Consider the following 21,418-nt stretch of genomic DNA (forward strand, 5'->3'; position numbering starts at 1 on the left):
GCAGCGAGGTCGCCGCCGAGCTGGGCCGGTGGTGGTCCGATCGCGCCGAGACCTTCGCGGCCGTGGGCCTGTCCACCCCGGTCTTCGAGGCGCTCGACACCGCCTTCGGCACCGTCGGTCAGGACGATGCCCCGTCCCCGGCGGCGGTGTTCGCCGAGCACACCGGGCCCGTGCTCGACGACCTGCGGTTCCGGCGTCGCGTGTGCGGCTCGGAGATCGAATCGCTCGGCACCCGGATCGCCGAACTCGAGGCCGAACGCACCGCCGTCGCAGCCGAAAGCGACGACGCTCCCCCGACCTTCCCGGCCCGCACCGGCAGCCGCGACGATCTCGTCGGCGCGCCGCTGTGGCAGCTCGTCCGGTTCCGCGACGACGTCTCGGCGCAGGACGCCGCCGGTATCGAAGCGGCGTTGCAGGCCGCGAATCTGCTCGACGGGTGGATCACCGACGGCGACCTGCCGGACATCGAGTCGGAGCAATTGTTGGTGCCGCTGGCGCCCGAGCACCGGCCGAGCGGTCCCACGCTCGCGGATGTGCTCGTTCCCGAACCCGATACGACCGTCCCCGAGGAACGGGTCGCCGCGGTGCTGTCGTCGATCGCGTGGGCCACCGATCCCGGTCCGGACGCGCGGGTGTCGGTGGATACGCACGGCGGGTTCCGGCAGGGGGTGCAGCTCGGTCGCCATATCAAGGAGCAGGCCGAGTTCATCGGAGCCACCGCCCGCGCCCGGCGTCGGCAGCGTCGCATCGTCGAACTCGAGACCACCATCGCCGAGTGCCGAGCCGACGTGGAGTCGCTGCGCGAGCAGGATCGCGAGATCGGCGACCGGCTCACCGCACTCGACGAGGCCGTGAAGTCGTTGCCGCGCACCGGATCCGTGCTCGCGGCGCTGCGCAAGGTCACCGAATGCGCCGGCGCGCTGCGGACCGCGTCCGAATCCGCGGCCGCCGCCGACCGCGACCTGGACCAGACGATCGCCGCGGTCGCCACCATGGAACAGCACCTGCGGTCGACGGCCGGCCGGCACCGGGCGCCGCTCACCGCGACGGAACTCGACAGTCTCGACGCAGCCGTGCGGCACTTCCGCTCACAGGGTCAGGCCCTGCAGCGCGCTCTGCGCGAGCAGGTCACCTGCGATGATCGACTCCGCGACACCGATGTTCGGCTCGACGAGGCGCGGGTCTCCGCCGAGAACGCGGCCGAGCTCGCGGCGGAGAACGCCGAGACGCTGGCCAACGAGCAGCAGAAGCTCGAGACGCTCCGCGAGTCGATCGGGGCGAGCGCCGACCGGATCGATGCCCAGCTCGACGAGGCCCGGCGCCGGATCGAGGCGGCGAAGACCGCCGAGCGGACCGCGCGCAAGGCCCACGAGTCGGCGCTGGAACGGATCGGCAAGGCCGAGGCCGCCCACACGGGCGCCGAGCAGACGCTGCGGTCGGCGCTCACCGAGGCCCGCGCCGACGCCGATGCCCTGGTGCCCTTCGCCCGGCGCGACCTGCTGACCCTGCTCGGTGTGGAGAGCGAGCACGTGTGGCCGTCCAGCGCCGGCGCGTGGCTCGACGCCGATCAACTGGCCTACCGGATCCGGCAGTTCCCCGACGACACGGTCGACGTGCTGCCCACCGAGGTCCTCGCACTGTTCCAGGCACTCGACGCCGCCACCGAGTCGATCACAGCCTCCGAGTCCACCCGCAAGTCCACTGCCTCGGCACTGACCTCCGCGCTGCAGGAGTTCGACGCCGAACTCGCCCGAGGCCGCGACTACCGGCTGCACTGGGACGCCGCCGACGGCATCACCGTCGTGCAGGTGCAGGACGAACAGGGCTACACGTCCGTCGCGGCATTCGCGCAGCGCATCGCCCGGGCGCGGCAGGAACAGGAAACCCTGCTCACCGACTCCGAACGGCGCATCCTCGAGGACGCGCTGCTCACCGGTCTCGCGCAGCAGATCCACGAGCGCACCGTCGACGCCCGCGACCTCATCGCCCGGATGGGCACCGAGATGCGGCAACGGCACATGTCCTCGGGCAACACCATCGGGGTGCACTGGGTGCTCGCCGACCATCTCGACGAGCCGGCCCGCGCGGTGTGCAAGCTCCTCGACCGCGACGCGTCGATACTGGCGCCGGAGGATCTCGCGGGGATCCGCGCACATTTCGCGTCACGGATCCGCGCGGAGCGCGCCGCGCACCCGGAACGGTCGTACCCGGAGATCCTCGCCGCGACGCTGGACTACCGCCGGTGGCGAGTGTTCTCGTTCAGTCTCGTCGGCGCGGACGGCAGCGAGGACCGACTCACCCCGGCGCGGCACTCGGCGCTGTCCGGTGGCGAGCAGTCCGTCTCCCTGCACCTGCCGTTGTTCGCCGCGGCGCACGTGATGCTCGATTCCGCCGACCCGCATGCGCCGCGTCTGCTCGCCCTGGACGAGGCCTTCGCCGGTGTGGATGACACCGGTCGCAGCGAATTGCTCGGCCTGTCCGTGCAATTCGACCTCGATCTGTTCATGACCGGTTTCGACCTGTGGATCACCTATGCCGGCGTGCCGGGCTGTGCGCACTACGATCTGTCGCATTCGGTGGCCGAGCACACCGTCGCCACGACGCTGCTGGTGTGGTCGGGTGGCGAACTGCTCGCCGAGCACGACGGGTCGGATCTGGCGAGCGCGCTCGGATCCCCGCGCACCCGACGGGTCACACGCCCGGTGGAAGGAGCCCTCGAGTTCACCTGATCGTGACGACGGTCACTACGGCGTGTTACGCCTCGATCGGGGCTCTCACCTGCGCCGCGGTCCTACGATCCGAAAGATGACGAGGCTTCGGGTATCCAGACTCATCGTCGGCGCCGCAACCGTGGTCGGGCTGCTGCTGGGCACGAGCCCCGCGGCAGCGGCACCGGCGCCCGGCGCGCGGGTGACCGCGTCGCCGGACGGTTTCGCGCTCGACGGTCGGGCCTGGTGGCCCACCGGGTTCAACGCCTACCAGCTCGCCACCGACTGGTCGGTGAACTGGGGATGCGGAGCGATGGTCGACCTCGACGCCTATTTCGGCGCACTGCCCCCGAATTCGCTCACCCGCTTCAACCTCTTCCAGGCGCTGGCCGTCAACCGGTTCACCGGGCAACTCGACTTCGGACCGATGGACGCGGTCTTCGCGGCGGCCGAAGCGCACGATCAGATGCTGCTGCCGGTCCTGGCACCGCAGGACGGCGCATGCGAGGACGAGGTATTCAAGGGACGGCAATGGTACGTCGACGGGTGGACCGAATTCACCCCGGGACACGAACGAGTGGTGATGAGCTACCGGGACTGGATGCACACCGCCGTCGCCCGCTACCGGAACTCCCCATCCCTCGCAGCGTGGGAACTGGTCGGCGAGCCGGAGACAAGTTCGTGCACCGACGCCGCGTGCCACTGGTGGACCCGGTCGTGCGAACCCGGCGCCGCGCAGGTGCTGCGCGACTTCTTCGACACGGTTGGTGCAGAACTGCGCGCCGTCGACCCCCGCACCCTGATCACCGCGGGCTACACCGGGGGCGGTCAGTGCGGCACCCAGGGTGACGAATACCAGTTCGTCAGCGCCTCCCCCTATGTCGATGCCGTGCAGTACCACGACTACGGCGCCGACGGCGTGCCGTTGCCCGGCGATCAGTGGAACGGTCTCGCCCGGCGGGTCGCGCAGGCCGCAGCCGTCGGAAAGCCGTTGCTCGTGGCGGAGATCGGTGAGCTCGCCGGGTCCTGCGGGTCGCTCGGTGACCGCGCCGACCACATCACCACGAAGATCGAGGGCCAACGCGCCGCCGGCACCGCAGGTGCACTGTTGTGGGCGTTCGTGCCCGACCCGCGGGAAGCCGACTGTACCTACGACATCGGATTCGACGACCCGTTGTGGGATGTGGTCGAGGACCTCGGATCCGTCGAACCCTCCACCCTCCCGAACGCGCAGTTCTCTCCGTAAGAGCAGTCCTCACACATCGACGGTGAATCCGAGATCCACATCGCACGCGGCCTGCCCGGCGCGGATCCCCCAGTTCTCGGTCGGGATGTCGCGCACGATCACGGTCACGTGGTCGGCAGGAATCGCGAATGCGCCGAGCCGCTCGGTGATCTCGCGGTAGAGGCGCCGCTTGGCGTCCACGCTGCGCCCGGCGAAGCAGTCGACGATCACGAGGGTGTAGAGCTCGGGCGATGTCAGGGTCGGCGGCACCGCGAAGCGTTCGGGTTCGTGAACCACGAGCCGGATGTGCTTGTCGGCCTCCGGAATCCGGAAGGCGGCGACGAGCGCGTCGTGGACGGCGTCGATCATGCCGGTCTCGACCTCGCGGTCGTGGCGGGTGCGAACCTCGATGAGCGTGCTGGGCATCCGACACTTCTACCCGTCGGAGAACCCCTGTGCAATAGGTTCCGCTGCGGGAAGGTAGCGGAGCAGTACGACACCCGACCGGTCGAAGACCGTGGTCTCCGCCAGACGTAGTCGTCGGCTTCCCAGGGACGGAAGCGGGATTCCTTTCTCGAGGAGCACCGGGAAGATCATCAGGCGGTACTCGTCGATCACGTCGTGCGCCGCGAATGCGGCGATCGCGCCGGCTCCGGCGAACAGGGCCAGGTCGTTGCCGGTCCCCACCTTCAGCTGCGCGACCTCATGGGGCAGGTCGTCACCGATCCGCTGCGCTGGTCCCCAATCGGTCGCCATCGCCGATCGGGAGAGCACGTACTTCGGCAATGTGTTCATCAGCCGTGCCTGCCGCGCCTCGACCGCTCTGGTCGAGTGTTCCGCGGCGGGCCAGTGCTGGGCGAGCAGTTCGTAGGCCACGCGGCCGAAGAACATGCCGTCGATGCCGGCGAGGACGTCGGCCATGTGCTCGTCGAGGTCGTCGTCCTCGACATCGATCCAATCGAGTTCTCCGTTCGGTCCCGCAGTGAAGCCGTCGAGGGTCGTCATGACCGACAGGATGACCTTGCGCATGGTGGCAGCCTTTCGTCCGGGTCTCGACAAGGCGGACCCGGAACGAACGGCGAACTCATCGGTGTGCGGGCACAAATGTCGTCCGACGATCGACGACCCCAGCGGGCATGCCGGCGCTTCTCCGATGTCGCCGGAGGTTACCCACGCACACCCGGCCCACGAGCGCGGGATGCATCAGATGTCCGGGCGGATCCATCAGGCTGCTGACCCGAAGGAAACGGTCGACGACCACGGGATCGTTCTCGGCCGCGGCCAGGACCCGCGCCACGTACGCGTTGCCGAGTCGCGTCTGCACGCTGCGGGGTCCTTCGACTTCGGGCAGCGCGAGGTCGGAGCCGATCGCGAGCTGCCACGCAGCACCGATCGGTTTCTTCGCGGCCCGGAAGAACCTGTGGGACAGGTCGTCCTCGCCGCGCCGCAGGCAGTCCCGCAGCGACATCGCTTCGACGGCGGCGACCGTCATGCCCTGACCGTAGATCGGGTTGAAGCTGCAGATCGCGTCGCCGAAGACCAGCAGTCCGTCCGGGAAGCGGCGCATCCGCTCGTAGTGCCGCCACTGGCTGGACGGGAACTTGTGCTGTGCCACCTCGCCGAGGGGTTCGGCGGTCCGGAGCGCGGCCACGACGTGGTCGGGTGCGTACGCCTCCACGGCGGAGATCATGCCGTCCAGGCTCGGTGGCGGTTCGCGACCGGCCATCGCAGCGACCGTGAACAGCCATGTGTCGTTCTCGTAGCCGAACAGCGCCATGCCCGAGGGGCGTCCCGGTACGGCACCGATCAGCACCATCTTCTCCATCGGTGTGCCGGGCGCGAGTCGTAGCAGCTGGCTGCGGTACACGACGTGGACGACGACGTGCTCTTCGACCGGTCGTCCGTAGCCGAGTTTCTCGAGACCCGCCGGGGTGCGGGCGCCCCGTCCCATCGCGTCGACCACCAGATCCGCCGTCATGATCCGAACACCCTCACGGCTGCCCACCTGCACCCCGGTGACCCGGCGGCGGTCGGGTGTCGTCGTCAGGTCGCCGGCGTTGTGTCCGTCGAGGAGGGTGATGTTCGGGATGGCGCGGACGCGTCGCCGGACATGGTGTTCGAGCAGCGGACGGCTCGGCACGTAGGTGGCTCGACGGTCGCGGAAGCGACCCGAGGATGCCAACCGGTGCCCACCGAGGACGAAGTGCATCTCCGACAGGTCGCCGTCGGCGATCACCGGTGCGCCGTCGGCGATCAGTTCGTCGAGGATCCCGGGGAACAACTCGTCCATGGTGCGGGCGCCGCGGGCGAGAAGCCCGTGGCCGTGCCGCCCCTGCGGTACCCCGTGACGGTTCTCCGCACCGGACGGGAGGACGTCGCGTTCGACGACCGTCACCGCGTTGTAGGACTCGGCCAGCGCGCGGGCCGCGAGCAGACCACCGACGCTCGCGCCCAGAACGATTGCATGGTCACCGATCTTGTCCATCTCGTCATCTCCGTCGTCCGATCGACTGTCGCACTCCGTGCCTGTACACGAAGTCTGTGGTGGCGATCGTCGACGGTCGCGAGTAGCGCACTACTCGATTCGGAATCCGGTTGCCCGGCCGCGGCGGCACTGCTTCGATCGGTGCCATGAGCGACCGCACGCGCCTGACCCGCAAACCCGAACGCGGCACCGACGATCCGGCGGTGCTGCACCGGCTTCTCGACGAGGCCCGCATCGCGCATGTGGGTTTCGTCCGCGACGGATCGCCTGTGGTGCTGCCGATGGCGATGGGCCGCGACGGGGACCGGTTGCTGCTGCACGGCTCGACCGGCGCGGGGATGTTCCTCGCTGCGCGGTCCGGGATCGAGGTGTCGGTCGCGGTGACGCATCTCGACGGGCTCGTCTTCGCCCGGTCGGCCTTCGACCACAGCATGAACTACCGCAGTGCCGTGCTGTTCGGCGTGGCCACACCGGTCGCGCCGGGCGAGAAGGAACACGCATTGAAGGTGGTGACGGAGCATCTGATTCCCGGTCGGTGGGACGAGGTCCGGTCGCCGACACCGAAGGAACTGGCCGCCACCACGGTCCTGGAAGTGCCGCTCACCGAGGTGAGCGTGAAGGTCCGGGCGGCCGGACCGGGAGAGGACCCCGGGGACGGTGAAGACCACTCCGTGTGGGCGGGAGTGGTGCCGTTGCGGACCGTCGCCGACGATCCGATCCCGTCACCGATCACCGGGTCCTCGACCGCGCTGCCACGCTCCGTGCGCGCACTTCTGTGACATCGAACGGGCTGTCCGTTGTGACATCGAAGGGACTTTCCGTCGTGTCCGTCCCCGAATCCGACATCGGTGATGAAAGGATGCCCGCGTCGAGGGAACAGATCGGAGTCGCCGCGAGTGCCATCAACGTCCGTGTCCGTGAAAGCCGCACGCAAGCGGCTCGGTGAGCTGGTCCGTGAGGTCAACGACGACACCGTCGCCGTCGAGATCGTCGGCAAACGCGGCACGGGCGTCCTGATCTCCCAGGACCGCTATGCGGCGCTGCAGGAGGCAACCTTCCTGCTCCGCTCACCCGAACTAATGGACAGCCTGCGCCGGGAGATGCAACGTTCGCTCGAGGCCGCCGCGTCGACGGGCCGACGGCAGCCGCCGTCTGCTCGCCGGCGCGCGAAGAACAAGAAGAAGCGCAAGAAACGGCATCGCGCCCGTTGACCGTCTCCATCCCGTACATCTGCACACCGTCGCCGAGCACTGCGGCCGGGCGGTGCAGATGCCGGAAGTCTGGCCGCGAGGCGGTGAAAGCGGTCGTCCAGCTCGTCGATCCCGAGGCCGCCTCCGACGCGATCGTGGCCGAGTTGCTCATACACCGCCGACGCGAACTCGCCACCTACAAGTGCCCGACCGGAGTCGAGTTCGTGCGTAACCTGCCGCGCGACCGAACGGCACACTCTACGAACGCCACATCCGCGACCAGTATCGGGACGACCGCGGTCCGACCCACACCCGACTGGTCCAGAATTGACCGAGACCGGTGTTGTTCGCGAAATCCGTTGGGAATTCGCGAACAACACCGGTCTCGATTCGTCAGTATCGGGGGGTCAGGTGCCGCAGAAGGTCCGGAAGGACTCGGCGAACGAACGCGGTGCGGGCGAGACATATTCGTCCCACTCGGCACGCGCCTCGAAGGGATGTGTGACGACCTCGAGCAGCTTCGCGAACGGTTCGAGGTCGCCGCCGGTCGCTGCCTTGAGCGCGGCGTCGACCTGATGATTGCGCGGGATGTACAGCGGGTTGACGCGGTCCATCGCCTCCGCCCTCTCCCCCGCTGCCCGGTCGTCCCGCTCGGCCGCGGCGTGCCAGCGTTCGAGCCACGGCGCCGAGCGCTCACGCGGCACGAGTCCGTCGAGGGGTGCCGGATTGCCGCGCAGTTCGTCGGCGAGGGCACGGAAGGTCGCCGTCCAGTCGGCGCGGTGCTCTTCCAGCAGCGTCAGCAGATCGTCGACCAGTTCCTGATCGAGAGAGTCTTCCGGGAGACCGAGTTTGGCGGCCAGACCGGACCGGTAGTGGCGCTCGTAGCGGGTGTCGAAGCTGTCCAGAACGGCGGTGACCGCGGCGATCGCCGCATCCGGAGTCGAGTCGACGAGTCTGAGCAGGGTTTCGGCGAAGCGCGCCAGATTCCATTTCAGGACGGCGGGCTGGTTGCCGAACGCATAGCGCCCGCTGTGGTCGATGGAACTGAAGACCGCCGCCGGATCGAAGGCGTCGACGAAGGCGCACGGACCGTAGTCGATGGTCTGCCCCGAGATGGTGGTGTTGTCGGTGTTCATCACCCCGTGGACGAAACCGACGAGCATCCACTGCGCCACCAGCGACGCCTGTGCCTCGACCACGGCGGTGAACAGGCCCAGGTAGCGGTTGTTCTCACCGGTCTCCGGCAGGTCGAGCAGATCCGGATAGTGCCTGGCGATCGCGTGGTCGGCGAGCGCGCACACGACCTCGCCCTGCCGCGCCGCGAACTCGAAGGTCCCCACCCGCAGGTGGCTGGTCGCGACACGGGCCAGCACCGCGCCGGGCTCGGCGCCCTCGCGGTGGACCGGCCGACCGGTCGCCACCACCGACAACGAACGGGTGGTCGGAATGCCGAGCGCGTGCATGGCCTCGCTCACCAGATACTCGCGCAGCATCGGCCCGACGACCGCGAAGCCGTCCCCACCCCGGGAGAAGGGAGTGGGCCCCGAACCCTTGAGATGCAGATCGACGCGGCCACCGTCCGCGTCGACGAGTTCACCGAGCAACAACGCCCGACCGTCGCCGAGCAGCGGAGCGTATCCGCCGAACTGATGTCCGGCATAGGCCATCGCGACGGGCTTGGCACCCGCCGGCACCTCCGCGCCGGCCAGGACGGCAACCCCGTCGGCGCTGCGCAGCGACGCCACGTTCAGTCCCAGCGACACCGCGAGGTCCTCGTTGAGCGCGAGCAGTTCCGGGTCGGGAGCCTCGGCGCCCTGCCACGGCACCGACAATCCGCTCAATTCGTCGGCGAAGGAACTGCCGAGACCGGATATCGTGGTGTTCGTGCCGACGGGGAAATCCGGAATCGCAGTCATCCTTCGAGGGTAACCGTGTGAGACCGACGCATGTCGCGGGCGAGGAGCACGCCGGTGGAGCCCGGTCACCGGCGGCGCATCATTCCGCCCCGGACCGGGTATCCGCCCCCGTGCACACCGACCCGGACGATCCTCGCCGTCCCATCCGGCGGATCCAGGTCCGCGACGTCGCCGAGCACCTCCACGATGTCCTGCGATCCGGACCGCAGGGCGGACACGACCGCGTGATCACCGGCATCAGCGACGATTCCCGCACGGTGCGGCCGGGCGATCTGTACGTAGCGCTACCCGGACACCACGCTCACGGCCTGGAGTTCGAAGCCGAAGCCGCCACCCACGGCGCGGTCGCGGTGCTCAGCGACCGGCCGTCGCACCTGCTGCCCGCCTTCGTCGTCGATCGTCCGCGCGAGGTGGTCGGCCCGTTGGCCTCGTGGATACTCGGGCATCCCTCCCACGACCTGCAGGTCCACGGCATCACCGGCACCAACGGCAAGACGAGCGCGACCTATCTCCTCGACACCGCACTCGCGGCCACCGGCGTGGTGACCGGCATGATCGGCGGGGTCGTCGTGCGCGGTCCGGCCGGCACACGACCCGCGACCCGCACCACCCCCGAGGCCGCGGTCGTGCACCGCACCCTTGCCGAGTTCCGTGACCAGGGCGTGCAGGCGGTGACGCTCGAGGTGTCCTCGCACGGCATCAGTCAGGGCCGCGTCGACGGTGTGCGGTTCCGTACCGTCGCCTTCACCAATCTCGGGCCCGACCACCTCGACTTCCACCACACGATGGAGCAGTATTTCGCCGCCAAGGCGGCACTGTTCACCGCCGACCGCACGCAGACGGCAGTGGTGAACGTCGACGACGAGTACGGCCGGCGTCTGGCTGCCTCCGTCGATGTGCCGCTGTGGACGCATTCGACCCGCGATGCCCGCGCCGACGTGTACGCGGACGCGATCCGGTGCGATCTCCACGGCACCACCTTCACGGTGCACACGCCGGCCGGGAGTGTGCCGGTGAGACTGTCGCTGCTCGGGCCCCACCAGGTGGCCAATGCGCTGACGGCGCTCACCTCGGTGGCCGCCGTCGACGGCGACGTCCTGCAGGCCGCGGCGGGTCTGGAAACCCTAGCGGGTGTGCCCGGCCGGCTCGAACGTGTCGACACCGGCGAAGGCGTTCTCGCGCTCGTGGACTACATGCACAACACGTCCGGGCAACGCGAACTGTTGCCCTTCCTCCGGTCGCTCGCCCCCGAGCGGCGACTGGTCCTCGTGATCAGCGCGACCGGAGAACGCGATCCCGGCAAGCGATTTCCGCTCGGGCACACCGCCGCGACCTACGCCGACGTGGTGGTCGTGACCGACGACAGTCCCCTCTCGGAGGACCCGCGTGTGCTCAGGGATGCGGTCGCCGAAGGTGCCTTCGCGGCGTGCAGTGCCCGCGTCGTCGTCGAAGCCGACCGACGTCGCGCGTTCGACATCGCAGTCGCCCACACCGGTCCCGGAGACGTCGTCGTCGTGGCCGGACGCGGATGCGAGCCACGCCTGGTATCCGGGGACACGGTGCAGGTGTTCGACGACCGGGACGAACTGCGGCGCGCACTGCACCGCGCACAACACAGGCCCGTCTCGCGCGTCCCCCGCCCCTGAGTCATCCGCCCGGTGGCTACGGCTGCAGCCACATGTAGCCGCTGGTGCCCCAGCTCGGAGCACCCATGGCGCCGGTGTTCGGGACGGAGACGAGCAGGCTCACACCCGCACCGGGATTGATGATCGTGCTGGTGCGGCCACCGGCAACGGTCACCGAGTACCGACCGTCCAGAATGTTACGAACGCGGCTGCAGACCCGGCTGTCCGGACACGATGGCGAACGACGCCGCCGTCGACACCGGCGCGTCCGGTTCGGTGACCGAGTCGAGCACCCGGAAGTCGGCGTGCACGGCCTCCGGGGTGATCGTGGTACGCACGTAGCCGCGCCGGTCGTTGTGGAACTTCAGGTGCGGGTTCGCCGGCATGTGGTCGACCTGCGTCGCGCCGGTGCCGTTGCCGTTCGACGTGATCGACGTGCACACCAGTTCCGAACCCACCACCGGGGCGTCGGGATCTGCAAAGTCGACCTTGATGTCGTTGGCCCAGTGCCGATGAACGTCTCCGGTGAGCACGACGGCGTTGCGTACCGGCGAATCCACCCAGCCCTGCGTGATCCGCCGTCGCGACGCGGCATACCCGTCCCAGCCGTCCATGCTCACCTCGTCGGTGTCGGGACTCGGGTCCTTGTCCTGTTCGGCGAAGAACACCTGCTGGCCGAGGAAGTCCCACTGTGCGGTGGAGGTGCGGAAACCGTCGAGCAGCCACTGTTCCTGTTCGGTCCCGGTGAGTGTTCGTGCCTCGTCGTGACGTTCGGCGACGTTCTTCTTCCACCCGTCGCCGGCGGCCTGGTCGTCGCGATACTGACGGGTGTCGAGCATGTGGAAGTTGGCGAGATTCCCCCATCGGATCCGCCGGAAGATCTTCATGTCGTGCCCCCGCGGTGTCGACGAGGGTCGCAGCGGCATGTTCTCGTAGTAGGCCTGGAAGGCGGCGGCGCGGCGGGCGAGGAAGTTCTCGGTGGTCTCGTTGCTCTGAGCGGCGTCGGTGTTCTCCGGAATCGTTCCGGCCCAGTTGTTGTCGACCTCGTGGTCGTCCCACACCACCAGCCACGGCGCGATCGCGTGCGCGGCCTGCAGATCGGTGTCGGCCTTGTACTGGGCGTGACGTTGCCGGTAATTCGCCAGGGTGACGGTCTCGGGCCCGTCGAGCGAGCGGACGAGACCGGTGTCGCTGGTGTAACCGCCGCTGGTGTATTCGTACTGGTAATCCCCCAGGTGCAGAACGAGATCAGGGTTGTCCTCCGCCATGCGCCGGTAGGCGGTGAACCAGCCGTGTTCGTACTGCGCGCAGCTCGCGAACGCCATCGTCAGAGCCGCCGCGGTCTCGGTGGCCGACGGTGTCGTCAGCGCCCGCCCCACCGCACTCATGTGGTCGCCGGTACGGAACCGGTAGAAGTACTCCCGGCCCGGACGCAGCCCGAACAGTTCGACGTGCACGGAGTGGGCGCTGTCGGGGACGGCTCGTTCCTCACCGCGTGCGACGACGCGGGTCATCTTCTCGTCCTCCGCGACCTCCCACTGCACGGTGACGGGACGGTTCGGCATGCCGCCGAATCCGTCCTCGGCGAGCGGGTCGAGCGCGAGGCGGGTCCAGATCACGAATCCGTCCGGCGCCGGGTCGCCCGAGGCGACACCCAGGAGGAAGGGGTCGCCCTTCACTCCCGGTGCACTGGCGCGCCCGTAGCCGGTGACACCGACGGAGGTGGCTGCGGTGACGATGCTGATTCCGAGTCCGGCCGAAAGGAACGATCTACGTGACAAAGGCATGGCCACGGAAGGTAGTGGCCGAATCTCCTTCGCACGGAATACGTTACCGAACGTAGGAAGAACACTCGGAAACATTTGGGGATACGCCGACAGGGGTCGGCAGCACCGCATCGAGGTCTACGATGAGGAGGGGCCTCGAACGGAGGAGACTGTCATGGTTTTTCCCGCACTCACCCACGTCGCCGTCACCGTCTCGGATCTGGCTGCAAGCACGGCCTGGTACTCGAACCTCTTCGACGCCACACCCGTCCTCGACGAGGACGACGAATCGGGCACCTTCCACCACGCGGTCTTCGCACTCGACGGCGGCACCCTGTTCGGCCTGCACACCCACCCCGGTTCGCCGGCGCAGACGTCCTTCGACGAACGGAACACCGGGCTCGACCACATTGCGTTCGGTTGCACCGCCGACGAGCTCGACAAGTGGCGCGACCGGCTCGACAGGCTGGGTATCCCACACGGGGACATCAAGAACGCCTCGTACGGTTCCGGGCTGTCCTTCCGCGATCCCGACAACATCGCGCTCGAATTCTTCGCGCCGCCGAGCTGATCCACCCTGCACGCCTGGTGGAGAGTCAGCGCAAACACGTGCCGTGCAACATCATCTCCACGGACGGTAGATCGACGTCGCCCACCGAATGGCGTCCTTCAGTTGCCGCTCGCTCATCTCGAACACTTCGTCGACCTCCGGCTCCACCGGCTCGCACGGGCAGTAACCGTTGGCAGGGCCGGCGTAGGTGGAAACGACTGCCCCATTGTCGACCACGAACACCTCGGGGTAGATCTCGCATGCGAGTCGCCGGTTCGCCAGGACCCGGTGGGTGACCTCGACTTCGTACACCTTCGTTACCTCCTCGGAAGCCAGAGTGTTCGCTTCCAGAACCGGCAGGACAACGCCAGAGTAGTCGGAATGACTGATCCGGCCCACGCGATGGGAGCGACCTGGGCCGAGCAGTGGCTCGCATCGGTACCGGAGGATCCGCTGAATCCGCTCGTAGAATCGATCTGATCGCTGACACCGCTTCAACGCAGCGCGCTGCGCCTGGGTAAATTCCGCGGGCCCAACCCTCCGACAACCACGCGGCCTCGATGGCCTCCCACCCGAGAGCACCGGCGAGCACCCAACGTCTCCTCCCTCATGGCTTCGTTCCGGTGCCCTTCAGATCGCAGGTGTGCCGATCTCCACCACACGCGCCCATTCCGGCGGCCTGTCCGGAACGAAGTCGGGGTTCGATTCGCTGCGGGTCGCAATGCGGGGGAACAGGCCGACGATCGTCCGGCACCCCGGACGGCTGCTGGGCCAGGGGGTTTCCCCGTCGGTGAGCACCACCACTACATCCGGCCGGGGCCGAAGACGCAGCATCCGGGCGAATCCGGCGCGCAGATCCGTGCCACCGCCTCCGACCAGCGGAATGTTCTCGGCCTGACACAGCGGGTGCACGATCCGCGCGGCCGCGTCACAGGACAGCACCGTGACCAGGTCACGACGCCCTCCCACGGCCCGCGCGATAGCGGCGACCTCGAGCAGAGCACTGCCCAGATCCGCGTCGCTCACCGACCCGGAGGTGTCGACGATGACACCGACCCGCGGCGGGGTTCGCCGCAGGCTCGGCAGCACCGCTCCGGGCACGGCAGCAGAGCGCCGCGCCGGCCGACGGTAGGTGTAGTCGTCACCGGCGCCGGACGCGGAGGTGGCCGAGCGGATCGCCGCCCCCAACAGAGTTCGCCACGGCTGCGGCGGGTGCAGAGCCTCCTCCGCCCACCGCTGCCACCCGCGGGGCGCACTGCCCGGCTGCCCGATGATGCTGTGCGCCACCCGGAAGCGCACAGCGTCCCGTTGCTCGTCACTGAGCGCGTTCGCCCCTTCCGGCCCCCACTCCCACGCTCGGCTCAGTCCGTCGGCACCGCTGCCGCAGTCGAGCCAGGCCAGCCTGTCGGTGCACGGACCGAGGCCGAACTGCTGCAGATATTCCTCCATGAGCTGACCGGCAGGCAACTGCAGGGTCGACGGCAGAACGGCGTCGTCGGGTAGTGGCAATCCGTCACCGAACACATCGTCGTTGATCTCCGCGTCGGCGGCGATGTTCATGCGAAGACGATCGGCGCGACCGTCCAAGTTGTGTGCGCGGGCGTAGCGGTCGCTGCGGCCGTGGTGGTCGCGCAGCAGATGCGAGACCTCGTGAACAAGGACCGACGCCAGCTCCTCGATCGGCCGCTGAGCGACGAAGACGGGTGAGATGTAGCAGCGCCAGTGCCGGTCCACACCGATCGTCGGTACGCGAGGCGATGCAACGATGTGCAGCGCGTGCAAGGCGGTCGCGAGATACGGCCGGGCGCGAACGGCATACAACCGTGCGGCGTAGATCCTGTTCGCGTCGAATGCCGGTGACGTCGTCATCGACCGACCTGCGCGGCAGCGTCGTCCGCTGATCGCGCGACCGAGACGACACCGGCAAGCTCGTCGATCGATGCCGGCACCTCCCAGTAGTCGCGGCGCAAGGTGGCCAGTGTGGTCGCCGGCACGACCACGAGATCGGGCGGCCCGGATTCCACCGCAGTGGCCAGCAGTGCCCACGCCGCGTCCCAGCGGGATTTGTCCGGCCGTCGGCGGACCGCGGCGACCACCGCGTCGAGCACGGCCTGGCGCAGATCGCCGCGCTCGGGAAGATCGGCAGCCGCCGGATCGGCGAGCAGCGCCTCCGGATCCGGAAGGTCCATACGCTCGATGGCGGCCAGTAGCTCGAAACCGGGTCCGTCACCGACACTCCCCCGAACCAGGAGGGACAGCACGTCCTTCGACGACGAGGTGGCGGTGGCGAACGCGATCAGCCGCACGGTCATGTCCCAGCTCCGCGGCGACGGCCAGGCACTGCCACGACGGGTCTGGCTGCTGGGGAGTTGATGTACGAGGGCGGGCCGGGCGGCGAGGAGTTCACAGACCGCGCGGCGGGCGAACGTCACGGCGTCGGAGAACTTCTCCGGATCGAGGCGCGGCAGCGTCGCGCGTGGCCAGGTTCCGCCGAGACCTCGGACGACCACGTCGTGGTCGTAGGTCCAGTTCAGGTGCACGAATCGGTTCGCCAACGGTGGACTCAGCTCCCAGCCGTCCGCTGCCGAGGACGGTGGGTTGGCGGCGGCGACGATGCGGATACCGGGCGGGAGTTGCAGTGCCCCGATTCGTCTTTCGAGGACGAGGCGGAGCAGGGCCGCCTGCACGGCGGGTGGTGCCGTCGACAATTCGTCCAGGAACAACAGTCCCCGCCCGGCCTGCACGAGCCGGACCGCCCAGTCCGGGGGTGCCATGGCGACTCCGTGAGTGGCGGGCTCGTCGCCGAGAACGGGCAGACCCGAGAAGTCCGACGGCTCGTGCACACTCGCGATGACAGTGGTCAGCGGCAGGTCGACGGTCTCGGCGAGCTGGGTCAGGGCGGCGGTCTTGCCGATTCCCGGTTCACCCCACAGCAGTACCGGTAGATCCGCGGCGACCGCCACGGCGAGGGCTTCGAGTTGGTCGTTGGGGCGAGGCTCGGTGGTGACCGCGTCGAGCATCGCCGACAACGTTGCAGCACTGTCGAGTTCGTTGTTCGGGGACCGGGCAGGAAGGAGTGTGGAAGACATGTGTACCACCTGTGATGTCGGAAGGAACAGCAGGACGCGAACGGTAGGGCGCACTGCAGAACAGTGTGTTTCGGGAAGGGAGGATGTTCAGCGGGAGCGGGTGCGGCGCGACCGTCCGAGTCTGCGGGGTCGCGATGCGGGCGGTGGTTCCACCGGCTCGGAGACGTACCGGTCGTAGATGTTGCGGCGGTCCGCGGAGGTCCGGAGTTCGTCCAGCAGAGGTCCGTCACGGAGGACCGCGTCGGGACCGAGCAGCCCTTCGACGATTGCCAGCGCCCCGGCGGCATCTCCGTGATCCAGGCGTTCACGAACGCCCGGCAGGCAGTCCGGACGGCGATGCGCCTGGTCGATGGCGTGAAGACACGGCAACGGGGTGCCGCCCAGTCGGGCGAGCAGTTCTTCGCGCCGGATCTCGGCGGGATCATGGTCGAGCGCGGTCAGTACGCCCTCGACCAGCCCGAGCCGGTGCCGTTCACCACGGCAATCGATCAGGTGAGTCCGATTCCCCCGCTTCGGTATCCGGGGCGCTTGCGGCGGTGGCCGACCCGGATCCAGCGCTGCGGCGACCAGCGGGTGCAGACGGTCGGCGGTGATTGCTCCCGACCGGAGCAACGTCAGGTCGGGCGGCACCCAGGTCGCGGCCTCGGGCAGCACCGGCAGCGCAGCGAGCCGGCCGCGCGGGTAGTCGTCCACAACACGCAATGCCACGGGATCCGTACCGCCGACCGGTTCCACCACCACGTCGAGTCGACCCCCGCATCGCACCCGCACGGGACCGTCACGGTGCCCGTCCGCGCGGAGCAGGATGCCGGATTCTGCAGCCCAGCGGTCGACGGCGCAGTTCTCCGGGATCATCGCGGCCAGGCCGGGGGCGAACGCGGTGGTGGCCGGCACCTGCCCTGTGCCACCGCGTAGTCGCAGGTCAGCGGACCTGCGGACATCCCACAGGTGCCGGTGGAGGTCGAGGCGGAACCGTCTGTTGGGGCGTGGATGGGGATGGTTCGTCAAATCCGAGCCGTCCCACAACGTCAGCGCGATCCGCTGCCCCGCATCCGCCCAGGCCGGAGCGGTCCGAACGATCAGATGCATGGAACTGTTCGCACCGCAGCGTTTTCTGTGCTCGTGCGGCCCGTACCGGGCCAGCGAGATGGTCAGCCCCGGGCGCAGTAGTCCGTCGGGAGCTACGCGCGGTAGGTGCCAGCGCAGCAGGTCGGGGGCCAGGGGTCGTAGATCGTCGAGGACCTGCGACGCAACCTCGACGCCGTGCGTGTTGCGCAGTACGCGTAGGTCGAGGTCGAGGTCGAATCCCGCTGCGGCACAAGCGCCACGCCAGTCACCTGCACGACGCCGGTCGGTCGCGGCCTCGATCATGGACGGCGGCACGGCGAACTCGCGCACGCGCAGCCAGAAGGACAGTCGGGGATCGGTCCCGTTCGCGGTCGGAGGGTGCATCAGCACTCACCGTGTGCGAACTGGGCCCCCAATCTTTGATCAGAGAAGGTTGTCATCGGCGCAATCGTAGCGTGTCGTGGCACTTGCGGCCAGTAGGCGCGGCCGGTTACCGCCTCGGGCGTGCTTCCGGTTGCGCTGGCGGTCGTATTCGCGCACGAGGTGCAGGACATAGACTGCTCACCCATGTCCGGGAATCCCGCCTTCGACCACCTCATCCGGTCCTTGATCGCCGCGGTCGGCGGGCCCACCTTCGACCGCGGCAGACGTTACGCCGAGCGGGGCGCGGTCGTCGATTGCGGATTCGACGAGGACGATCTCGTCGGTTTTGGAAGGATTGCCGGTACGCGGCTGTATCAGGCCGTCGTTCAGCTGCACCCCGGGCCACGGGGACTCGAATACGAGTACGGCGAATGCTCGTGCCCGGTCGGCTACGACTGCAAGCACACCGTGGCGCTTCTGCTCACATTGCTTGCCCCGCAGGAGGATACGACCCCGAAGACGCCCTCGTGGGAGGCACCGTTCGAAGCGATGTTCGAGGACCACGAGACCGGTAACGGCGTGCCCCTCGCCCTGCAACTGGCGTTGACACAGCGAACGCACGCTCCGGCGCCGATGCTCACCGCGCGGGTGCTGCGGCCCGGCCGCACGGGATGGGTGTCCGGCAACATCTCGTGGCAGAACCTGGCCTACACCTACGACGTGAACAAGCAGCATCAGCAGTTGCTGCTCGAATTCGCAGCGCTGGTACAGGCATCGACACGCAGTTACTACAGTTCCGCCTCGAGCACCGTCGACCTGTCCGCGGTGTCGCCGCGCCTGTGGTCGCTGCTGGGCGATGCCCACCGCCTCGGTATCGAAGTGCGCTACGCGAAGAAGAAGCATGGCGCGGTGCCGCCGCCGGGCACCGCAGAGGTGCACGTCGACGTCGCCGATTCCGGTGACGGTCTGACGGTGACCCCAGCCCTGCACATCAGCGACAATTCGCCCGGGCGCGCGGTCGCGTTCATCGGCGCCCCCGCCCACGGCGTGATCTACCTGCCGTCCGGGGACCTCGGCGGCGCGCCGGCAGATCTGCCCTTCCGTCTCGCGCAGCTCCGCAACCCCCTCACGGCAGGCATGCAGCAACTGCTGCAGAGCGGCGGTGCATTCACCGTGCCGGCAGATCAGGTACCGCGTTTCGCGACCACCTACTACCCGCGACTGCAACGAGCAGTGACCGTCACCTCCACCGACGGCTCGTTCACGGCACCGACCGTCAGCGGGCCCACGCTGCTACTGCACGTCGCGTTCCGCGCTCGGCATCGCACCGATCTGCACTGGCAGTTCGTCTACACCGTCGGCGACGGCGAGTACACCGCCGAGTTGTACGAACGTCTCGGCGACACCGTCCGCGACCGCGACGCCGAGGACACACTGCTCACCGAGATCCGGCCGGTGGTCGCTCCGTTCGGCTTGGACAACTCCGTCGATCGGCGGTTGTTCCCTCGTGTCACCATCACCGACCTCGACACCGCACGTCTGGTGTCCGAACTGCTGCCACTGCTGACCGACCGGGACGACGTGCAGGTGCGCGTCGACGGCACTCCTGCCGATTACCGCGACGTCGGCGACAGCCTGCGCATCGGACTGTCCACCGAGGCTACCGCCGACTCCGACTGGTTCGACCTGAACATCACCATCGAACTCGACGGCGCGACCATCCCTTTCCGGGAGGTGTTCACAGCCCTCAGCGAGGGCGCGGCAACTTTGATGCTGCCCGACGGGGCCTACCTGCCGTTGGACAAACCCGCACTGCAACAACTGCGCCGACTCGTCGACGAAGCCCGCGCACTGCACGAAAACAACGATCCGGATCGATTGCAGCTGAGCCGATTCCAAGCCGGCATCTGGGAGGAACTGGCGGCGCTCGGTGTCGTCGACAAGCAGGCCGCAGCCTGGAAGAAACAGGTACAAGGCCTTCTCGACATGAAGGCGACAGCGAAGACCCGGGTGCCGAAGGCAGTACAGGCGACGCTGCGGCCGTACCAGCTCGACGGATTCCGGTGGTTGACGTTCCTGTGGACGCACGGACTCGGCGGAATCCTCGCCGACGACATGGGCCTCGGCAAGACCCTGCAGTCGCTTGCACTGATCTGCCACGCTCGCGCGAAGCGACCCGCGGATGCTCCGGTACTCATCGTCGCGCCGACATCGGTGGTTCCGAACTGGGCCACCGAGGCCCGGCGATTCGCACCGGACCTGAACGTCGTGGCGATCACCGAGACATCCGCCAAACGCGGTGTGTCGCTGGGTGATCTGCTCGACGGGATCGACGTCGTCGTCACGTCGTACACGCTGCTGCGCCTGGATATCGAAGAGTATCTCGAACGGGCTTGGTCGATGCTGCTGCTCGACGAGGCACAGTTCGTCAAGAACCACCGGGCGAAGGCATATCAGTGCGTGCGGCAGATCGAGGCACCACTGAAGGTCGCGATCACCGGAACTCCGATGGAAAACAATCTGATGGAGTTGTGGTCGCTGCTGTCGATCACCGCACCCGGCCTGTTCCCCCATCCGACGAAGTTCCAGGACTACTACCGCAAACCCATCGAAAGCGGCAGCCACCCCGAACTGCTGGTGCAGCTGCGGCAGCGCATCAAACCGCTGATGTTGCGTCGCACGAAGGAACAGGTCGCCACCGACCTGCCGGAGAAACAGGAGCAGGTACTCGAGGTGGAACTCGCACCGAAACACCGTGCCCTCTACGACCGGCAGTTGCAGCGCGAGAGGCAGAAAATTCTCGGGCTCGTCGACGACCTCGACAACAACCGCTTCACGATCCTGCGGTCGCTGACCCTGCTGCGGCAGATGAGCCTCGATCCGGCCCTCGTCGACGACGCGCATAACAAGGTCGGCTCCGCAAAGATCGATGCGCTGCTCGAACAGCTCGACGACGTGATCGCCGGCGGGCACCGAGCATTGGTGTTCAGCCAGTTCACCGGGTTCCTCGACCGCGTCCGGGCACGGCTCGACGCCGCCGAAATCGACTACCTGTATCTGGACGGCGAGACCCGCAAACGCGGAAAAGTACTCGAGGAATTCAAGTCCGGAGCGGCACCGGTGTTTCTCATCAGCCTCAAGGCCGGCGGATTCGGCCTGAATCTGGTGGAAGCGGACTACTGTTTCCTGCTCGACCCATGGTGGAATCCCGCGACGGAGGCACAGGCCGTCGACCGTACCCACCGCATCGGGCAGACCCGCAACGTCATGGTGTACCGGCTGATCGCCCGCGACACCATCGAAGCGAAGGTGCGGGCGCTGCAATTACGCAAGGCGGAGCTGTTCTCGTCGGTCGTCGACGACGGAGAGATGTTCTCGTCGGCATTGACCGCCGACGACATCCGCGCCCTGCTGGCGTAGCTACGGTGCGTGG

17 protein-coding genes are annotated in these 21,418 nt (G+C 68.2%); 7 read left to right on the plus strand and 10 right to left on the minus strand.

What is annotated here, in order from left to right:
- Both ACLBYD_RS08380 and ACLBYD_RS08385 read left to right on the plus strand, forming a co-directional pair.
- Positions 1-2,729 (plus strand): SbcC/MukB-like Walker B domain-containing protein (locus tag ACLBYD_RS08380; RefSeq protein WP_447816066.1); only part of this gene is annotated, 2,729 nt, incomplete at its 5' end.
- A 76-nt stretch (positions 2,730-2,805) separates the two neighbouring features.
- Positions 2,806-3,954, plus strand: coding sequence for a beta-mannosidase (locus tag ACLBYD_RS08385; protein WP_447816067.1), 1,149 nt, complete (start codon positions 2,806-2,808; stop codon positions 3,952-3,954).
- Between the two features lie 9 nt (positions 3,955-3,963).
- Here the strand turns inward: ACLBYD_RS08385 and ACLBYD_RS08390 are convergent, their stop codons facing one another.
- From ACLBYD_RS08390 to ACLBYD_RS08400, 3 genes are read right to left on the minus strand one after another with little or no spacing between them, the layout of a single operon-like run.
- A complete protein-coding gene (locus ACLBYD_RS08390; RefSeq protein ID WP_447816068.1) occupies positions 3,964-4,359 on the minus strand; it encodes a tautomerase family protein in 396 nt (131 codons plus the stop codon).
- A gap of 9 nt (positions 4,360-4,368) precedes the next feature.
- Entirely contained in the window at positions 4,369-4,962 is a 594-nt protein-coding gene (locus ACLBYD_RS08395; RefSeq protein ID WP_447816069.1) for a dihydrofolate reductase family protein, read from the minus strand.
- A gap of 55 nt (positions 4,963-5,017) precedes the next feature.
- Positions 5,018-6,418 (minus strand): FAD-dependent oxidoreductase, encoded by a 1,401-nt coding sequence (locus ACLBYD_RS08400; protein WP_447816070.1) that lies wholly within the window; start codon positions 6,416-6,418, stop codon positions 5,018-5,020.
- A gap of 146 nt (positions 6,419-6,564) precedes the next feature.
- Here ACLBYD_RS08400 and ACLBYD_RS08405 point away from each other — a divergent pair, with 146 nt between their 5' ends.
- Together ACLBYD_RS08405 and ACLBYD_RS08410 are read left to right on the plus strand one after the other, a co-directional pair.
- Positions 6,565-7,197 carry a pyridoxamine 5'-phosphate oxidase family protein gene (locus ACLBYD_RS08405; protein WP_277371639.1) on the plus strand — a complete coding sequence of 211 codons (633 nt, stop codon included), beginning with the start codon at positions 6,565-6,567 and terminating at the stop codon, positions 7,195-7,197.
- Between the two features lie 138 nt (positions 7,198-7,335).
- On the plus strand, positions 7,336-7,629 hold the full coding sequence (locus ACLBYD_RS08410; RefSeq protein WP_238588722.1) for a type II toxin-antitoxin system Phd/YefM family antitoxin: 294 nt from the start codon (positions 7,336-7,338) through the stop codon (positions 7,627-7,629).
- A gap of 386 nt (positions 7,630-8,015) precedes the next feature.
- Here ACLBYD_RS08410 and ACLBYD_RS08415 read toward each other — a convergent pair whose 3' ends face one another.
- Positions 8,016-9,524 carry a protein adenylyltransferase SelO gene (locus tag ACLBYD_RS08415; RefSeq protein ID WP_447816071.1) on the minus strand — a complete coding sequence of 503 codons (1,509 nt, stop codon included), beginning with the start codon at positions 9,522-9,524 and terminating at the stop codon, positions 8,016-8,018.
- A gap of 17 nt (positions 9,525-9,541) precedes the next feature.
- Between ACLBYD_RS08415 and ACLBYD_RS08420 the strand changes: the two genes are divergently transcribed.
- Positions 9,542-11,170: a Mur ligase family protein gene (locus ACLBYD_RS08420; protein WP_447816072.1), complete on the plus strand. Its 1,629-nt coding sequence runs from the start codon at positions 9,542-9,544 to the stop codon at positions 11,168-11,170.
- A gap of 16 nt (positions 11,171-11,186) precedes the next feature.
- Here ACLBYD_RS08420 and ACLBYD_RS08425 read toward each other — a convergent pair whose 3' ends face one another.
- Together ACLBYD_RS08425 and ACLBYD_RS08430 are read right to left on the minus strand one after the other, a co-directional pair.
- A complete protein-coding gene (locus ACLBYD_RS08425; RefSeq protein WP_016691420.1) occupies positions 11,187-11,324 on the minus strand; it encodes a hypothetical protein in 138 nt (45 codons plus the stop codon).
- Positions 11,325-11,346: 22 nt separating this feature from the next.
- On the minus strand, positions 11,347-12,936 hold the full coding sequence (locus tag ACLBYD_RS08430) for an alkaline phosphatase D family protein (RefSeq protein WP_447816073.1): 1,590 nt from the start codon (positions 12,934-12,936) through the stop codon (positions 11,347-11,349).
- Positions 12,937-13,090: 154 nt separating this feature from the next.
- Here ACLBYD_RS08430 and ACLBYD_RS08435 point away from each other — a divergent pair, with 154 nt between their 5' ends.
- Entirely contained in the window at positions 13,091-13,486 is a 396-nt protein-coding gene (locus ACLBYD_RS08435; protein ID WP_447816074.1) for a VOC family protein, read from the plus strand.
- Between the two features lie 51 nt (positions 13,487-13,537).
- On the opposite strand, the gene ACLBYD_RS08440 is transcribed toward ACLBYD_RS08435, so the two are convergent.
- From ACLBYD_RS08440 to ACLBYD_RS08455, 4 genes are all read right to left on the minus strand, one after another.
- The gene (locus ACLBYD_RS08440; RefSeq protein WP_447816075.1) at positions 13,538-13,777 is read right to left on the minus strand and encodes a hypothetical protein; all 240 of its coding nucleotides are present in this window, start codon (positions 13,775-13,777) and stop codon (positions 13,538-13,540) included.
- Positions 13,778-14,095: 318 nt separating this feature from the next.
- On the minus strand, positions 14,096-15,334 hold the full coding sequence (locus ACLBYD_RS08445; RefSeq protein ID WP_447816077.1) for a vWA domain-containing protein: 1,239 nt from the start codon (positions 15,332-15,334) through the stop codon (positions 14,096-14,098).
- The gene (locus ACLBYD_RS08450; RefSeq protein ID WP_447816078.1) at positions 15,331-16,554 is read right to left on the minus strand and encodes an AAA family ATPase; all 1,224 of its coding nucleotides are present in this window, start codon (positions 16,552-16,554) and stop codon (positions 15,331-15,333) included. Before ACLBYD_RS08450 ends, ACLBYD_RS08445 begins: the two co-directional genes overlap by 4 nt.
- An 87-nt stretch (positions 16,555-16,641) precedes the next feature.
- Positions 16,642-18,012, minus strand: coding sequence for a hypothetical protein (locus ACLBYD_RS08455; protein WP_447816079.1), 1,371 nt, complete (start codon positions 18,010-18,012; stop codon positions 16,642-16,644).
- 177 nt (positions 18,013-18,189) lie between these two features.
- Here ACLBYD_RS08455 and ACLBYD_RS08460 point away from each other — a divergent pair, with 177 nt between their 5' ends.
- Positions 18,190-21,405 carry a DEAD/DEAH box helicase gene (locus ACLBYD_RS08460; protein ID WP_447816080.1) on the plus strand — a complete coding sequence of 1,072 codons (3,216 nt, stop codon included), beginning with the start codon at positions 18,190-18,192 and terminating at the stop codon, positions 21,403-21,405.
- The last annotated feature ends 13 nt before the right edge of the window (positions 21,406-21,418 follow it).

It is taken from the genome of Rhodococcus sp. C26F, assembly GCF_053345925.1.

Bases quoted from the DNA above. Each gene is read 5' to 3' on its own strand.
- ACLBYD_RS08450 (WP_447816078.1), bottom strand. From the start codon at position 16,554: ATGTCTTCCACACTCCTTCCTGCCCGGTCCCCGAACAACGAACTCGAC.
- ACLBYD_RS08385 (WP_447816067.1), top strand. From the start codon at position 2,806: ATGACGAGGCTTCGGGTATCCAGACTCATCGTCGGCGCCGCAACCGTG.
- ACLBYD_RS08390 (WP_447816068.1), bottom strand. From the start codon at position 4,359: ATGCCCAGCACGCTCATCGAGGTTCGCACCCGCCACGACCGCGAGGTC.
- ACLBYD_RS08445 (WP_447816077.1), bottom strand. From the start codon at position 15,334: ATGACGACGTCACCGGCATTCGACGCGAACAGGATCTACGCCGCACGG.
- ACLBYD_RS08415 (WP_447816071.1), bottom strand. From the start codon at position 9,524: ATGACTGCGATTCCGGATTTCCCCGTCGGCACGAACACCACGATATCC.
- ACLBYD_RS08405 (WP_277371639.1), top strand. From the start codon at position 6,565: ATGAGCGACCGCACGCGCCTGACCCGCAAACCCGAACGCGGCACCGAC.
- ACLBYD_RS08460 (WP_447816080.1), top strand. From the start codon at position 18,190: ATGTCCGGGAATCCCGCCTTCGACCACCTCATCCGGTCCTTGATCGCC.
- ACLBYD_RS08430 (WP_447816073.1), bottom strand. From the start codon at position 12,936: ATGCCTTTGTCACGTAGATCGTTCCTTTCGGCCGGACTCGGAATCAGC.
- ACLBYD_RS08400 (WP_447816070.1), bottom strand. From the start codon at position 6,418: ATGGACAAGATCGGTGACCATGCAATCGTTCTGGGCGCGAGCGTCGGT.
- ACLBYD_RS08395 (WP_447816069.1), bottom strand. From the start codon at position 4,962: ATGCGCAAGGTCATCCTGTCGGTCATGACGACCCTCGACGGCTTCACT.
- ACLBYD_RS08435 (WP_447816074.1), top strand. From the start codon at position 13,091: ATGGTTTTTCCCGCACTCACCCACGTCGCCGTCACCGTCTCGGATCTG.